This window comes from Pseudomonas sp. SBT1-2 (assembly GCF_028640875.1).
GTDB classification, from domain to species: domain Bacteria; phylum Pseudomonadota; class Gammaproteobacteria; order Pseudomonadales; family Pseudomonadaceae; genus Aquipseudomonas; species Aquipseudomonas chlororaphis_I.
The window spans coordinates 166,041-182,593 of sequence record NZ_JAQZAA010000082.1; the positions used below are offsets into that span (position 1 = coordinate 166,041).

At 63.0% G+C, this 16,553-nt stretch carries 11 protein-coding genes; 6 read left to right on the forward strand and 5 right to left on the reverse strand.

The window, feature by feature from the left end:
* Positions 1 to 5: 5 nt before the first annotated feature.
* On the reverse strand, positions 6 to 1,256 hold the full coding sequence (locus PVZ78_RS16085) for a lipoprotein-releasing ABC transporter permease subunit (protein WP_016704934.1): 1,251 nt from the start codon (positions 1,254 to 1,256) through the stop codon (positions 6 to 8).
* A gap of 94 nt (positions 1,257 to 1,350) precedes the next feature.
* Here PVZ78_RS16085 and PVZ78_RS16090 point away from each other — a divergent pair, with 94 nt between their 5' ends.
* Positions 1,351 to 1,938, forward strand: coding sequence for a PilZ domain-containing protein (locus tag PVZ78_RS16090; protein ID WP_009047976.1), 588 nt, complete (start codon positions 1,351 to 1,353; stop codon positions 1,936 to 1,938).
* 61 nt (positions 1,939 to 1,999) lie between these two features.
* Positions 2,000 to 2,722 (forward strand): glycerophosphodiester phosphodiesterase, encoded by a 723-nt coding sequence (locus tag PVZ78_RS16095; protein ID WP_009047975.1) that lies wholly within the window; start codon positions 2,000 to 2,002, stop codon positions 2,720 to 2,722.
* A gap of 42 nt (positions 2,723 to 2,764) precedes the next feature.
* On the opposite strand, the gene sthA is transcribed toward PVZ78_RS16095, so the two are convergent.
* Positions 2,765 to 4,159, reverse strand: a complete 1,395-nt coding sequence (gene sthA, locus PVZ78_RS16100; RefSeq protein WP_007926939.1) for a Si-specific NAD(P)(+) transhydrogenase — start codon at positions 4,157 to 4,159, stop codon at positions 2,765 to 2,767.
* Between the two features lie 201 nt (positions 4,160 to 4,360).
* Positions 4,361 to 5,338, reverse strand: coding sequence for an FAD:protein FMN transferase (locus PVZ78_RS16105; RefSeq protein ID WP_038631240.1), 978 nt, complete (start codon positions 5,336 to 5,338; stop codon positions 4,361 to 4,363).
* Positions 5,339 to 5,711: 373 nt separating this feature from the next.
* Here PVZ78_RS16105 and PVZ78_RS16110 point away from each other — a divergent pair, with 373 nt between their 5' ends.
* Positions 5,712 to 7,010, forward strand: a complete 1,299-nt coding sequence (locus PVZ78_RS16110) for an MFS transporter (RefSeq protein WP_009047973.1) — start codon at positions 5,712 to 5,714, stop codon at positions 7,008 to 7,010.
* Positions 7,011 to 7,157: 147 nt separating this feature from the next.
* Here PVZ78_RS16110 and PVZ78_RS16115 read toward each other — a convergent pair whose 3' ends face one another.
* Positions 7,158 to 8,621 (reverse strand): glyceraldehyde-3-phosphate dehydrogenase, encoded by a 1,464-nt coding sequence (locus PVZ78_RS16115; RefSeq protein ID WP_016704937.1) that lies wholly within the window; start codon positions 8,619 to 8,621, stop codon positions 7,158 to 7,160.
* Positions 8,622 to 8,971: 350 nt separating this feature from the next.
* On the opposite strand from PVZ78_RS16115, the gene mfd reads away from it, so the two are divergent.
* Genes mfd through PVZ78_RS16130 form a run of 3 tightly spaced genes read left to right on the forward strand, consistent with a single transcriptional unit; the run spans position 8,972 to position 15,700 of the window.
* Entirely contained in the window at positions 8,972 to 12,421 is a 3,450-nt protein-coding gene (gene mfd / locus PVZ78_RS16120; protein WP_016704938.1) for a transcription-repair coupling factor, read from the forward strand.
* Between the two features lie 10 nt (positions 12,422 to 12,431).
* Positions 12,432 to 12,995, forward strand: a complete 564-nt coding sequence (locus PVZ78_RS16125; protein WP_016704939.1) for a CsiV family protein — start codon at positions 12,432 to 12,434, stop codon at positions 12,993 to 12,995.
* A gap of 11 nt (positions 12,996 to 13,006) precedes the next feature.
* On the forward strand, positions 13,007 to 15,700 hold the full coding sequence (locus tag PVZ78_RS16130) for a DEAD/DEAH box helicase (RefSeq protein WP_028682990.1): 2,694 nt from the start codon (positions 13,007 to 13,009) through the stop codon (positions 15,698 to 15,700).
* A 104-nt stretch (positions 15,701 to 15,804) separates the two neighbouring features.
* On the opposite strand, the gene PVZ78_RS16135 is transcribed toward PVZ78_RS16130, so the two are convergent.
* Positions 15,805 to 16,548 carry an S-methyl-5'-thioinosine phosphorylase gene (locus tag PVZ78_RS16135; protein WP_101282059.1) on the reverse strand — a complete coding sequence of 248 codons (744 nt, stop codon included), beginning with the start codon at positions 16,546 to 16,548 and terminating at the stop codon, positions 15,805 to 15,807.
* Positions 16,549 to 16,553 lie beyond the last annotated feature (5 nt).

The following is a 16,553-nucleotide window of genomic DNA, read 5'->3' on the forward strand; positions in this document are numbered from 1 at the left end:
CCAACTCACTCATAACGTAGCGCCTCCGCAGGCTGGGTGCGCGCGGCACGCCAGGCTGGATACAGGGTGGCGAGGAAACTCAGGACCAGTGCCGCACCGCAGACCATCAACACGTCTTCGGCCATCAGTTGCGATGGCAGGTAGTCGATGAAGTACACGTCGGCATTGAGGAATTTGTGCCCGATCAGGCCTTCGAGGGCCGAGATCGCCGCGCTGACGTTCAACGCCGCGAACATCCCGACCACGGCGCCGATCAAGGTACCGATCACACCGATCACCGTGCCCTGGACCATGAAGGTCGCCATGATGCTGGCCGGCGTCGCCCCCAGGGTGCGCAGGATCGCGATATCGCCCTTCTTGTCGTTCACTACCATCACCAGGGTGGAAATGATGTTGAAGGCGGCAACAGCGACGATCAGCAGCAACAGCAGGCCGATCATGGCTTTTTCCATGCGGATGGCCTGGTACAGGTTGCCGTGGGTACGGGTCCAGTCACGGGCGTAGTACTGGTTCTCGCCCAGATGCTCGGCAATTTCCCAGGCGGTGCGTGGCGCCTGGAACAGGTCGTCGAACTTCAGGCGCAGGCCCTGGACCTGATCCGGCTTCCAGCGGTGCAGGCGGCCCAGGTCGTCGAGGTTGGTCAGGCCCAGATAGCCGTCCAGCTCACCGGCGCCGACATGGAAGATGCCGACCACGGTAAAACGCTTCATGCGCGGGAACATCCCGGCCGGGGTCACCGTGACCTCGGGCGCGACGAAGGTCAGTTTGTCGCCCAGGCCAACCCCCAGCTTGGTCGCTGCCTTGTCGCCGATCACGATGCCGAAGCTGCCGGGCGCCAGGTCGTCCAGCTTGCCCTGCTTCATGAAGTTATCGATGATCGAAACCTGGCGTTCCTTGGCCGGATCGATGGCGTTGAGCAGGACTTTCTGCACCTGGCCGTTATTGGTCAGCAACCCCTGCATCTGGGTGAAGGGCGCAACCGCCAGCACCTTGGGGTTCTGCTGGACCTTGTCGGCCAGGCCTTGCCAGTCGCTGATCGGCTCACCGGACTCGATGGTCGCGTGGGGCACCATGCCCAGCACGCGGGTGCGCATCTCATGGTCGAAGCCATTCATCACCGACAGCACGACGATCATCACGACCACGCCCAGGGCGAGTCCGATCATCGAGGTCAGGGAAATGAATGACACGAAATGATTGCGACGCTTTGCACGGGTATAACGCGTGCCAATAAATACGAAGAGAGGTCTGAACATGTCGGGGCTTGTTCGGAGGAAAAGAAGACGTCCTTGTGGCGGGTCCAGGTAAGCAGCTTTACACTCAGACCACCGCCGCTACCATGGGTTCGCCATGTCGACATTAGATGAAGAAGATCGCCGCGAATACTACCGTATCGAGGACACGATCGCACTGGAAATTAGCCCCTTGTCCGCCCACGAAGCGGCGAGCAAGGAAGTGTTGCAGGATGCGTCACCGCTGTTCAACCTGCTCAGCGAGCTGCATCTGAGCGAATTCGAATCGCAGCACCTGCTGCGCCAGGTCAGCGAGCGCGACCGGACCCTGGCCAACTACCTCAAGACCATGAACAAGCGCATCGACCTGCTCAGCCAGGTGGTGGCGCAGACCGTGCTCGGCAAGTTCGGCGAACCGCAGCGGGTGATTCTCTCCGAAGGCGGCATCGAGTTCGAACATCACCTGTCCTACCCGGCCGGCACCCACCTGGCGGTCAAGCTGCTGCTGATGCCCCAGGCCTTGGGCCTGTTGTTGCGGGCCAAGGTCACCCACTGTGAAACCCGCAGTTTCGGCACGTTCGAAATCGGTACCGAGTTCGAATCATTGACCGACGCCCAACGCCAGTTGCTGGCGCGCTATATCCTGCAGAAGCAAGCCCAGGAACGTCGCCAGGCCCGAGAGCAGAACGACCCGGCCGCCGACTGACCTGTGGCCCCATCGCGCAGCACTGACCATCTAATGGAAAAATTTCCGTGAAGGAGCAATCGTGACCCTGATTTATGGCCACCGCGGCGCTAAAGGCGAAGCACCGGAAAACACCCTGACCAGCTTCCAGCAGTGCCTCAAGCATGGCGTACGCCGTTGCGAACTGGACCTGCACCTGTCCATGGACGGCGAGCTGATGGTGATCCACGACCCCACCCTCAAGCGCACCACCGACCGACGCGGCAAGGTGGTCGAACACAGCGCCGAAGAACTGGTGACCTACGACGCCCGCAAGGGTGGCCCGGGTTGGGTCACGCCCTGCCCGATCCCGCGCCTGGAAGAGCTGTTCGAAAAGTGCGACTTCGAGCACTGGCAGTTGGAGGTCAAGAGCGCCTCGCGCACCCGTGCCGCCACCACGGTGCTGGCGATTCGCGAGATGGCCCAGCGTTTCGGCCTGCTGGACAAGGTCACCGTCACCTCCAGTTCACGGGAAGTGCTCAAGGCGGCTGTCGAATTGACCCCGGATCTGTCGCGCGGGCTGGTCGCCGAATACGCCTGGCTCGACCCGTTGAAGGTCGCGCAAAGCTACGGCTGCGAGATGCTGGCGTTGAACTGGACACTCTGCACCCCGGAGCGGCTGCAACGGGCGCAGCGTCAGGGTTTGCATGTGTCGGTGTGGACAGTCAACGAGCCTGCGCTGATGCGCAGGCTCGCCGACTTCGGCGTAGACAGCCTGATTACAGACTTTCCCGGTTTGGCCAGCGCCACGCTCGAGAGTTACTGAAATCGGTCTCCCCGGCCGGCTCAGGCCACCGGCCGGAGTCGCTCAAAAAAGCCGGTTGAGGCCGTCGTAAGCTGCGACCCGATAGGCTTCGGCCATGGTCGGGTAGTTGAACGTGGTGTTGACGAAGTACTTCAGGGTATTGAGCTCGCCCGGCTGGTTCATGATCGCCTGGCCGATATGCACGATCTCCGAAGCCTGGTAGCCGAAGCAGTGCACGCCCAGGACTTCCAGGGTTTCGCGGTGGAACAGGATCTTCAGCATGCCTTGCGGCTCACCGGCGATCTGCGCGCGGGCCATGCTCTTGAAGAAGGCCTTGCCCACTTCGTACGGCACCTTGGCCTGGGTCAGTTCCTGCTCGTTCTTGCCGATCGAGCTGATCTCCGGAATGGTGTAGATCCCGGTCGGTACATCGTTGACGAAGCGCCAGCTGCCGTTGTCGACGATGCTGCCGGCGGCCGAACGACCCTGGTCATGGGCGGCACTGGCCAGGCTCGGCCAGCCGATCACGTCACCGGCGCCGTAGATGTTCGGCACACAGGTGCGGTAGTTCTCGTCCACTTCGATCTGGCCACGGCTGTTGACCTTGACCCCGATGTTTTCCATACCCAGCCGGTCGGTGTTGCCGGTCCGGCCATTGCACCAGAGCAAGGCGTCGGCCTTGATCTTCTTGCCCGACTTGAGGTGCAGGATCACGCCGTTGTCGAGGCCTTCGACGCGGTCGTATTCCTCGTTGTGGCGCACGGTGATGTTGTTGTTACTGAAGTGGTAGCTCAGCGCCTGGGAGATCTCGGAGTCCAGGAAGCTCAGCAACTGGCCGCGGTTGTCCACCAGCTCGACCAGTACCCCCAGGCCACTGAAGATCGACGCATATTCACAACCGATCACACCGGCGCCGTAAACGATGAGTTTGCGCGGGGTGTGGCCGAGGCTGAGGATGGTGTCGCTATCGTAGATACGCGGGTGGTGGAAATCGATATCGGCCGGGCGATACGGGCGCGAGCCGGTGGCGATGATGATGTGCTTGGCCACCAGCTTCTCGACCACACCGTTGGCGCAGACCACTTCGATGGTCTGCTCGTCGGCGAAGCTGCCGGTGCCGAAGAACACGTCGACCCGGTTACGCGCGTAGTAGCCGGTGCGCGAGGCGACCTGCTTGGAGATGACCTTCTCGGCGCTTTTCAGTACGTCGGGGAACGAGAACCAGCGCGGCTCGCCAATGGCCCGGAACATCGGGTTGGTGTTGAACTGCATGATCTGCCGGACCGAGTGACGCAAGGCCTTGGACGGGATGGTGCCCAGGTGGGTGCAGTTACCGCCGACCTGGCGACGGCTATCGACCATCGCTACCTTGCGTCCTGCTTTCGCGGCGTTCATTGCCGCACCTTCTCCAGCGGGGCCTGAACCCAGCACCACTACGTCGTAGTTGTAGACAGCCATGCGTACTCCTCAGAACAGGCCGCGGCACCCGATGTGGCACCTGCGGCTAAATCATGTCGCGGCCAGCGGCATGAAGGATCAATTTGGCTCGGTTACGAACCCGGGCACAGTCTATAGAAGCGTCAACGCCGCGCACATTAACCCTTGGTCGCGTCGCCGGCTACTTTTGCCTGCGACATCGCGCCGCGGCGCTGCGCAAGATTACTGCTTTTGTCCGGCAAACAGGCGATCAAACGCGCGGTTGCTGCGTGTGACGAAGCCTGTATCGGCGCGAATCACAAAAAATGCGGCGATATCGTGTTTTTCTGCGTAATCCCAGCCGCGCTCGGGACCGAGGATCAGCAACAGGGTCGACAACCCATCAGCCATCACGGCCGCGGGATGGATCACCGTGACCGAGGCCAGCCCATGCTCGACAGGTCTGCCGGTGCGGGCGTCGAAGGTGTGGGAGTAACGCTGCCCGTCGCGCTGGAAATAATTGCGGTAGTCGCCGGAAGTCGAAACCCCATAACCATCGACGGCTATGACCCGCTCGGCCACCTGTCGATCGTCCCGAGGTTCCTCCAAAGCAATGCGCCACGCCGAACCGTCGGGTTTCCTGCCGACCGCCTTGAGTTCGCCCGTGGCTTCGACCAGGTAACTGTCGATGCCCATTTCCGCGAGCCTGGCGGCAATCCGGTCCACCGCATAACCGGCGGCGATGCTGTTGAAATCCACCTCGACCGCGGCGTCCTTGCACAGCCGGTCGCCCTCGATACGCAGATGGGTATAACCGACCCGCTGCCGCGCTTGCACCAGCGCCTCATCACTGGGCACCGCCTCTCCGCGCCCCTGCGGGCCGAAGCCCCAGAGGTTGAGCAACGGCTCGACCGTCAGATCGAAGGAGCCCTGGCTGTCCCGCGATAACTGCTGGCCCACCTCGACCAAGCGCAGGACCGCCGCCGGCATCGCCTGGCAGCTGTTGGCCGGCAGATCGTTGAAGCGTTCGATGTCCGAGTCGCTGCGATAGGTCGACATCTGCCGGTCGACCTGCGCGAGTATCTGCTCGACCTGGGCCTGCACCTCATTCGGCGCGGCCAGGCCTGCCCGCCTCACGTACTTGATCGAGTAGGTACTGCCCATGGTCGGGCCGCCGAAGCTTTCCAGCGAATCGCCCCGATCACATCCAGCCAGGGCCATGAGCAAAACGACAGGAAGCCATCCTCGCACCCAAGATCCAACCAACAAGACTTCGCCTCCCGACACTCGATTTCCCTCTCGGCAGTCGCCGATCAGGGCGGGCCATTATGCGGCAGCCAGCGCGGATTTGATCCAGGCCGAACCCAGCTCATCGCAAGCTCGCTCTTGCGGGCTTATTCAGCGAGTTGGCTGGCAATAAATCCCAAGCCTTCCATCTACTTAGCAAGCAAGCTAAGAGTTTTTGTTGCCTCGGCAGACTCATACACATATTGTTACAAACTGTCTGACCTGCGGCTTAGCCGCCCCAGACCGTGCAACCAGGACGGGTAACGACCAGGGATCGCTAACAAAATAGCCAAAGTGAGTGAATAAAATGTCCACGACCACGGGCAAAGGCAAGGCGATCTTTCGCGTTGTCAGCGGCAACTTTCTGGAGATGTTCGACTTCATGGTCTACGGCTTCTACGCCACGGCCATCGCCAAGACCTTCTTCCCTGCCGACAGTGCTTTCGCGTCACTGATGCTGTCGCTGGCGACCTTCGGCGCCGGCTTCCTGATGCGCCCGCTGGGCGCGATCTTTCTCGGTGCCTATATCGACCGCCATGGCCGCCGCCGGGGCCTGATCATCACCCTGCTGCTCATGGCCGCGGGCACAGTACTGATCGCCTGCGTCCCGGGTTATGCCACCCTCGGCGTCGCTGCGCCGTTGCTGGTGCTGCTCGGCCGCTTGCTGCAGGGTTTCTCTGCCGGGGTGGAGCTGGGTGGCGTCTCGGTTTACCTGGCGGAAATCTCCACCCCGGGTCGCAAGGGCTTCTTCGTCAGCTGGCAATCGGCGAGCCAACAGGCCGCCGTGGTATTCGCCGGCCTGCTGGGTGTGGGCCTGAATCACTGGCTGAGCCCGGAGCAAATGGGCGACTGGGGCTGGCGCGTACCGTTCCTGGTGGGCTGCATGATAGTGCCGGCGATCTTCATGATCCGTCGCTCGCTGGAAGAAACCCCGGAGTTCCAGGCACGCAAGCACCGCCCTACCCTGCAGGAAATCATCCGCTCCATTGGCCAGAACTTCGGCATCGTCCTGGCCGGCATGGCGCTGGTGGTGATGACCACCGTGTCCTTCTACCTGATCACCGCCTACACCCCGACCTTCGGCAAGGCCGAGCTGCAGCTGTCGGACCTGGACGCGCTGCTGGTCACCGTGTGCATCGGCCTGTCGAACTTCTTCTGGCTGCCGGTGATGGGCGCCGTCTCGGACAAGGTCGGGCGCAAGCCGCTGCTGCTGGCGGCGACCGTCCTGGCAATCCTGACGGCGTACCCGGCACTGTCCTGGCTGGTGGCCAACCCGAGTTTCAGCCACCTGCTGATCGTCGAGTTGTGGCTGTCCTTCCTCTATGGCTCGTACAACGGCGCCATGGTGGTAGCCCTCACCGAGATCATGCCGGTTGAAGTACGCACCACCGGCTTCTCCCTGGCCTACAGCCTGGCGACCGCCACCTTTGGCGGCTTCACGCCGGCAGCCTGCACCTACCTGATCCATGTGCTGGACAACAAGGCGGCGCCGGGTATCTGGCTCAGCGGCGCAGCGGTGCTGGGCCTGATCGCGACCCTGGTGCTGTTCCGCGGCAATCGCCACGAACTGCGCAGCGCACAGGCAGCGATAGCCGATGGCGCCTGACAGGACGCTATCGCGAGCGCGCCCAACGCTTCTGTAGGAGCGAGGCTTGCCCGCGATAACGCCCGAGCAGATACAAGCGCATCGCAAGCAAACGCCACAAACAAAAACGCCCCGACAAGTCGGGGCGTTTTCATGTGCGGCTAAGGTTTAGCGCGGGAACGCAGGCGGGTTCACACCAGCCATGTCTTCCATCACACGAACCACCTGGCAGCTGTAGCCGAATTCGTTGTCGTACCAGACGTACAGCACAACGCGGTTGTCCTGGGTGATGGTCGCTTCAGCGTCCACCACACCGGCGTGGCGCGAGCCAACGAAGTCGGTGGAAACCACTTCCTGGGAATTGACGAAGTCGATTTGCTTGTGCAGATCGGAGTGCAGCGCCATGTAGCGCAGGTACTCGTTCATCTCTTCACGGGTAGCGGCTTTCTCGAGGTTCAGGTTGAGAATGGCCATCGACACGTTTGGCGTCGGAACGCGGATCGCGTTACCGGTCAGCTTGCCGGCCAGCTCAGGCAGGGCCTTGGCAGCAGCGGTAGCAGCACCGGTCTCGGTGATCACCATGTTCAACGCGGCGCTACGGCCACGACGATCGCCCTTGTGGAAGTTGTCGATCAGGTTCTGGTCGTTGGTGTACGAGTGAACGGTTTCGACGTGCCCGTTGACGATGCCGAACTTGTCGTTCACGGCCTTGAGCACCGGCACGATGGCGTTGGTGGTGCAGGAAGCGGCGGAAACAATCTTGTCGTCAGCGGTGATGTCGGTGTGGTTGATACCGTGAACGATGTTCTTCAGCTTGCCTTTGCCAGGCGCGGTCAGAACGACGCGGTCGATACCCGGGCAGGCCAGGTGCTGGCCCAGGCCATCGGCGTCGCGCCATACACCGGTGTTGTCCACCAGCAGCGCGTCTTTGATGCCGTACTGGGTGTAGTCCACCTCGGTCGGGTTCTTCGCGTAGATAACCTGGATCAGGTTGCCGTTGGCGGTGATGGTGTTGTTGGCTTCGTCGATGGTGATGGTGCCGTTGAACGAACCGTGTACCGAGTCGCGACGCAGCAGGCTGGCGCGCTTGGTCAGGTCGTTTTCGGCGCCTTTGCGCACCACGATGGCACGCAGGCGCAGGCCGTCGCCGCCACCGGTTTTCTCGATCAGGATGCGCGCCAGCAGACGGCCGATACGACCGAAACCGTACAGGACCACGTCGGTGCCTTTGCGGGGCGAAGCGTTTTGCTGGCCAACCACGTCAGCCAGCTCTTCGCGAACGAATTGCTCGGCGGTGCGGCCATTGCCTTCGTTGCGGAATTTGAACGCCAACTTGCCCAGGTCCACCGAGGCAGCGCCGAGCTTGAGCTCGCTCATGGCCTTGAGCAGTGGGAATGTTTCGTGGACGGAGAGTTCGCTATCGTCGGAAGAACGATGGCGAGCAAAGCGGTGAGCTTTGAGAATCGCGATGACAGACTGGTTGATCAGGCTGCGGCCATAGATCGAACTCACCACATTGTTATTGCGGTAGAGCTGACCGATAAGCGGAATCATCGCTTCTGCGAGCGCTTCACGGTCGATCCATTCACCAAGACACTGGTCGGGCTTCTGAGTCACGGGAACCTTCCACATGTAGGGGCTGAAAAAAGGGGCTACATTATGCAGCCGAGTCCCCTGCGTAGCAATGCGCGCCTGTCGCGCAGAACGTAACAAAACCTCATCCGGAAAAATCACGCCCCGCTCCAGCCCAGTAAATACGCGGGTTTCAGAAAGGCCTCATTTTGCGCGGTAACCCAGCGTTGTCTGTAACCCTCCGTAACACCGCCCCAATTCGGCACTACATTTCCTGCCAAAAAACGCGTTTTTTTGTCATAACCACTACATTTTCCGCAACCGCGTAATAGACACATCAGCAACTGACAGCCGGTATGCCGGACCGCTACAATTACCGACTTTGTCGCAACGCTGGAGCTCAACCTTCCGTGCCCGTTCTGCGTCTACCGCAACTCCCTGCCGCCGCCGGCAAACAGCACTGGGGCAATCTGCCCGGTGCCGCCCTCAGCCTGGCCATTGCCGAGGCTGCCAGCGCCGCCAAGCGCTTCACCCTGCTGCTGACCGCCGACAGCCAAAGTGCCGAACGGCTGGAGCAGGAGCTGAGTTTCTTCGCCCCGGATTTGCCCGTGCTGCATTTCCCGGACTGGGAAACCCTGCCCTACGACCTGTTCTCGCCGCACCAGGACATCATCTCCCAGCGAATCGCCAGCCTGTACCGGCTACCGGAGCTGGAGCACGGTGTGCTGGTGGTGCCGATCACCACGGCCTTGCATCGCCTGGCGCCGACCAAGTTCCTGCTCGGCAGCAGCCTGGTGCTGGACATCGGCCAGAAGCTGGATGTCGAACAGATGCGTACCCGCCTGGAAGCCAGCGGCTATCGCTGTGTCGATACGGTGTACGAGCACGGCGAGTTCGCGGTGCGCGGCGCCTTGATCGACCTGTTCCCGATGGGCAGCAAACTGCCTTATCGCATCGACCTGTTCGACGATGAAATCGAGACCCTGCGCACCTTCGATCCGGAAAACCAGCGCTCCATCGACAAGGTCGATTCGGTACGCCTGCTGCCGGCGAAGGAATTCCCGCTGCAGAAAGAAGCCGTCACCCGCTTCAAGGCCCGTTTCCGCGAGCGCTTCGACGTCGACTTCCGCCGCTGCCCGATCTTCCAGGACCTGAGCAGCGGAATCACCCCGGCCGGCATCGAGTATTACCTGCCACTGTTCTTCGAAGACACCTCGACCCTGTTCGACTACCTGCCCCAGGACACCCAGGTGTTCTCCCTGCCAGGCATCGAACAGGCGGCCGAGAACTTCTGGAACGACGTGCGCAACCGTTACGAAGAACGCCGCGTCGATCCGTCCCGTCCTTTATTGCCGCCCGCCGAGTTGTTCCTGCCGGTGGAGGACTGCTTCGCCCGCCTGAAAAGCTGGCCGCGGGTAGTCGCCAGCCAGCAGGACATCGAGGCCGGTGGCGGTCGCGAGCGCTTCCCGGCACAGACCCTGCCCAACCTCGCCATCGAAGCCAAGGCCAACCAGCCGCTGGCGGCCCTGGCGAATTTCCTCGACGAGTTCACCGGACGCGTGCTGTTCACCGCCGAATCCGCCGGGCGCCGCGAGGTGCTGCTGGAGTTGCTGGAACGCCTGAAGCTGCGGCCGAAGACCGTCGACAGCTGGCCGGATTTCGTCGCTGGCAAGGATCGCCTGGCGATCACCATCGCGCCGCTGGACGAAGGCTTGCTGCTGGACGATCCAGCCCTGGCGCTGGTGGCCGAAAGCCCGCTGTTCGGCCAGCGCGTGATGCAGCGCCGGCGCCGGGAAAAACGCGCCGATGCCAACAACGATGCAGTGATCAAGAACCTAACCGAGCTGCGCGAAGGCGCGCCGGTGGTGCATATCGATCATGGCGTGGGCCGCTACCTGGGCCTGGCCACCCTGGAAATCGACAACCAGGCCGCCGAATTCCTCACCCTGGAATACGCCGAGGGCGCCAAGCTCTATGTGCCGGTGGCCAACCTGCACCTGATCGCCCGCTACACCGGTAGCGACGACGCCCTGGCGCCGCTGCACCGCCTGGGTTCGGAAACCTGGCAGAAGGCCAAGCGCAAGGCCGCCGAGCAGGTGCGCGATGTCGCCGCCGAGCTGCTGGACATCTACGCTCGCCGCGCCGCCCGCGAAGGTTATGCCTTCGCCGACCCGAAAGCCGACTACGCCACTTTCAGCGCCGGCTTCCCGTTCGAAGAAACCCCCGACCAGCAAACCACCATCGAAGCGGTGCGCGAGGACATGCTCGCGGCCAAGCCGATGGATCGCCTGGTCTGCGGCGACGTTGGCTTCGGCAAGACCGAAGTGGCGATGCGCGCGGCCTTCATCGCCGTGCACGGCGGCAAGCAAGTGGCGATCCTGGTGCCCACCACCCTGCTCGCCCAGCAGCACTACAACAGCTTCCGCGACCGCTTCGCCGACTGGCCGGTGACCGTGGAAGTGATGAGCCGCTTCAAGTCCGCCAAGGAAGTGAATGCCGCGGTGGCCGACCTGGCCGAAGGCAAGATCGACATCGTCATCGGCACCCACAAGCTGTTGCAGGACGATGTGAAGATCAAGAACCTCGGGCTGGTGATCATCGACGAAGAACACCGTTTCGGCGTGCGCCAGAAAGAGCAGCTCAAGGCCCTGCGCAGCGAGGTCGACATCCTGACCCTGACCGCCACGCCGATTCCGCGCACGCTGAACATGGCGGTCTCGGGCATGCGCGACCTGTCGATCATCGCCACGCCGCCAGCCCGACGCCTGTCGGTGCGCACTTTCGTCATGGAGCAGAACAAGAGCACGGTCAAAGAGGCCCTGCTGCGCGAGCTGCTGCGCGGCGGCCAGGTCTACTACCTGCACAACGATGTGAAGACCATCGAGAAATGCGCCGCCGACCTCGCCGAACTGGTGCCGGAAGCGCGCATCGGCATCGGCCACGGGCAGATGCGCGAACGCGAACTCGAACAGGTGATGAGCGACTTCTACCACAAGCGCTTCAACGTGCTGATCGCCTCGACCATCATCGAGACCGGCATCGACGTGCCGAGCGCCAACACCATCATCATCGAGCGCGCCGACAAGTTCGGCCTGGCCCAGCTGCACCAGTTGCGCGGCCGGGTCGGTCGCAGCCACCACCAGGCCTACGCCTACCTGCTGACGCCAGCGCGCCAGCAGATCACCCCGGACGCGGAAAAGCGCCTGGAGGCGATCGCCAATACCCAGGACCTGGGGGCCGGCTTCGTGCTCGCCACCAACGACCTGGAAATCCGCGGCGCCGGCGAACTGCTGGGCGATGGCCAAAGCGGCCAGATCCAGGCGGTGGGCTTCACCCTTTATATGGAAATGCTCGAGCGCGCGGTGAAAGCCATCCGCAAGGGCGAGCAGCCGAACCTCGACCAGCCGCTGGGTGGCGGTCCGGAAATCAACCTGCGCCTGCCGGCGCTGATTCCCGAAGACTACCTGCCGGATGTGCATGCGCGGCTGATCCTCTACAAGCGCATTGCCTCGGCCACCGACGAGGACGGCCTGAAAGACCTGCAAGTGGAGATGATCGACCGCTTCGGCCTGTTGCCGGAACCGACCAAGAACCTGGTGCGCCTGACCCTGCTGAAACTGCAGGCCGAGCAACTGGGCATCAAGAAGGTCGACGGCGGCCCGCAGGGCGGTCGTCTCGAGTTCGCCGCCGATACCCCGGTGGATCCGCTGGCATTGATCAAACTCATCCAGGGCCAACCCAATCGCTACAAATTTGAAGGCGCCACGCTGTTCAAATTCATGGTGCCAATGGAACGCCCGGAAGAACGCTTCAACACATTGGAGGCGCTGTTCGAGCGCCTCACCCCGAAAACTGCTTGAAGGACGCCCCATGCGCCTGTTTCGCTCACTGACCTTGCTCCTGACCCTGGTCGCTCCCTCGGCGTTTGCCGACATGTATCAGGTCGAAATGATTCTGGTCCGGCAGAACGCGGTTCCCGCCATCGTCAGCCGCGCCGCCCCCGAAGACTGGGCCGCCGGCGCCCAACACCTGGGCGCCGACAGCCAGCGCACCCCGGCGCTGGGCAGCGTGGTCGAGAAACTCACCGCCAGCGGCGACTACAGCGTGCTGATGCACAAGGCCTGGCAGCAGGCGCTGGACGAAAACCCGGTGAAAATCGCCGTCAGCGAGGGCCGGGAACAGTTCGGCCAGTTCCCGATCGAGGGCACCCTGACCCTCAAGCTCGGGCGCTTCACCGATGTGGATGCGCAGTTCTGGGTCAACCAGATCGACAGCAATGGCCTGGTGACCGCCAGCGAACGCCTGAAGCAGGAAAGCCACACCAAGAACGGCCAGCTCAACTACCTCGACAACGGTCACCTGGCCCTGCTGATCAAGATCACCTCGCTGTCGGCCCCCGCGCCGCGCGAGGCGCCTCCTGAAATCGTGGACTGACAGAAGTCCCTATGCCCCCGACCCTGACCAAACCCCTGGCGCCTTCCTGGGTCAGCCGATTCAAGGAACAAGCCCTGGAGCGTGGCCGCCGCTACGCCCTGGAGAACCGCGTCAGGATCGTCCAGGCCGGCGACAGCGTCATCACCGCCAGTTGCGAAGGTTCGGGGGGCAACGTCTATCGACAGACCATCAGCCTGCGCGAGTCGGCCAAGAACACCTTGCTGATGGTCGAAGCCTCCTGCACCTGCCCGGTGCGCAGCAATTGCAAACACATCGCCGCGGTGCTGCTGAAAATCGAGGAAACCCTGGCCTACCCGGCAGCGGCGAAAGACGCCGAGCTGCTGGAAAAACTCCAGGCCGTGCTGGAGAACCGCAGCCCCGCCCCGCTGCCGCAACAGATCGTCGACAACGTGCAGCCAATACCCCGGCTGTGGCTGGCCAGCATCGAGTTCAGCGCCTTCGAACCGCGCAACGGCAAGATGCAGCGCTACATCCAGCACCGTGCCGCGCTGTCGTTCAGCTACCTGGAGGAATACGTCAGCGGGCAGAAAAACGCCGACGTGCTGATTCGCCAGGAACACCAGACCCTGCGCATCAAGCGCCAGCCGGAAGTCGAACAACGCTATCGCGAACAGTTGCGGGCCTTGGGTTTCAAGATCGCCACCCGGCAGAGCAAGGCCCTGCCGGAAAGCGCTGGCGAGCTGTATGAAATGGTCAACGACAGCGCCTGGCTGACCTTCACCCTCAACGAATTGCCCAAGCTGCGCACCCAGGGCTGGGAGCTGCAGATCGACGACGACTTCGGCTTCGACCTGACCGCCGTGGACGACTGGTACGCCACGGTGGACGAAGCGCCGGGGCGCGACTGGTTCGACCTGGAACTGGGCATCATCGTCAACGGCGAGCGCCTGAGCCTGCTGCCGATCCTGCTCAACCTGATGCGCTCCCACACCGAAATCCTCAACCCGGAACGCCTGGCCAAACGCCGGGATGACGAACTGATCCTGGTAAATATTCCCGGGCGTCCCAACTCGCCCAACGGTCCCCTGCAAGTGGCGCTGCCCTACGGCCGGCTGAAGCCGGTGCTGGCCACCCTCGGTGAGTTCTATCTGCAGGAGCCCGGCGAAACTACATTGCGCCTGAGCAGTGCCGACGCGACCCGCCTCAATCCGTTGGAAGACCTGCCCCTGCTCTGGGAGGGCGGCGAACATATCCGCTCCTTCGCCCAACGGCTGCGGGATATCAAGGATTACTCGGCCCCCGCGCCAGAAGGCCTGAACGCCACCCTGCGCCCCTATCAACTCGAAGGCCTGAGCTGGATGCAGTCCCTGCGCCAGCTGGAAGTCGGCGGCATCCTGGCCGACGACATGGGCCTGGGCAAAACCCTGCAGACCCTGGCCCACGTGCTCAGCGAAAAAAACGCCGGGCGCCTGGACCGGCCGTGCATGGTGGTGATGCCCACCAGCCTGATCCCCAACTGGCTCGACGAGGCGGCGCACTTCACGCCGCAGCTCAAGGTCCTGGCCCTGTATGGCGCCGGCCGCAAGAAGCACTTCGCCCGGCTGGCCGACTACGACCTGATCCTCACCACCTACGCGCTGCTGCCCAAGGATGTCGAGCAGCTCGCCGCCCTGCCCCTGCATGTCCTGGTGCTGGATGAGGCGCAATACATCAAGAACCCGTCGAGCAAGGCGGCCCAGGCCGCGCGCGCGCTCAACGCCCGGCAGCGCCTGTGCCTGAGCGGCACGCCCCTGGAGAATCACCTGGGCGAGCTGTGGTCGCTGTTCCACTTCCTGCTGCCCGGCTGGCTGGGAGACGTGAAGAGCTTCAATCGCGACTACCGCGTGCCGATCGAAAAGCACGCCAGCGAAGTGCGCCTGCAGCACCTCAACGGGCGGATCAAGCCCTTCCTGCTGCGCCGCACCAAGGAACAGGTGGCCACCGAGCTGCCGCCCAAGACCGAGATCATCCACTGGGTGGAGCTCAATGAAGCCCAGCGCGACGTGTACGAAACCATGCGCCTGGCCATGGACAAGAAAGTCCGCGACGAGATCACCCGCAAGGGCGTGGCCCGCAGCCAGATCATCATTCTTGAGGCGCTACTGAAACTGCGCCAGGTGTGTTGCGACCTACGCCTGGTCAACGAAGACGCGGTGCCGACGCGAGGCAGCTCCTCCGGCAAGCTCGACAGCCTGATGGAGATGCTCGAGGAGCTGTTCGACGAGGGCCGGCGCATCCTGCTGTTCTCGCAATTCACCTCGATGCTGAGCCTGATCGAGGCCGAGCTGAAACGGCGCAACGTCGCCTATGCCCTGCTGACCGGGCAGACCCGCGACCGCCGCACGCCGGTCAGGGACTTCCAGAGCGGCAAGCTGCAAATCTTCCTGATCAGCCTGAAAGCCGGCGGCGTCGGCCTCAACCTGACCGAAGCCGATACCGTGATCCACTACGACCCCTGGTGGAACCCGGCCACGGAAAACCAGGCCACCGACCGCGCCTATCGGATCGGCCAGGAGAAGCCGGTGTTCGTCTACAAGCTGATTGCCCGCGGCACGGTGGAAGAGAAAATCCAGCACCTGCAACAGGAGAAGTCCGACCTGGCGGCGGGCGTGCTGGATGGGCGCAAGGCCGGCGACTGGAAGCTGCAGAGCGAAGACATCGAAGCCCTCTTCGCCCCGCTGCCCGACAAGAAAGGCGGACGCTGATCTGTAGCCGCTGGCGCAGCCTGTGATCGGCTGCGCAGCAGGCGTGAATACGCGGATTCAGGTTTTGCGAGCGCTACGCGCTCGATCGCAGCCTTTACCAGCGGCTACAGGTTTGCCGCGAGGACCCGCGCCAGCGTCGACTTCACCTTGCCCATGCCGTCCTGCAACGCCTGTTCGATCTCGGCCATGGTAATCACCGCAGCGGACTTGCCCGCCGCCGGGTTCACCACCAGCGCCAGGCAGGCGTAGTCCAGCTCCAGCTCACGGGCCAGCGCCGCTTCCGGCATGCCGGTCATGCCGACGATGTCGCAGCCGTCACGCTCCAGGCGGGCGATCTCCGCCACGGTCTCCAGGCGCGGGCCCTGGGTGCAGGCGTACACACCCTGGCTGCTGAATTCACAGCCTTCGGCCTCCAGCGCGGCAATCAACTGCTGGCGCAGCGACTCGCTGTAGGGATAGCTGAAGTCGATGTGGGTGACCTGCTCCAGGTCGTCGGCAAAGTAGGTGTGCTCGCGACCGCTGGTGTAGTCGATCAGTTGATGCGGCACGCAGAAATGCCCGGAGCCCATCGCCGGATGAATGCCACCCACCGCGTTGACCGCCAGGACCGCCTCGGCGCCTGCCTGCTTCAACGCCCAGAGGTTGGCCCGATAGTTCACCTGGTGCGGCGGCAAGCGATGCGGATGACCGTGGCGCGCCAGAAACAACACCTCGCGCCCGGCGTATTCACCCTTCTGGATATCCGCCGACGGAGCGCCATAAGGCGTGTCCAGGGGCAAGGATTGGTGAATGCTCAAGCCTTCGAGCCGGGTCAGGCCGGTACCGCCGATAATCGCGTAAACCGTCATCGCAA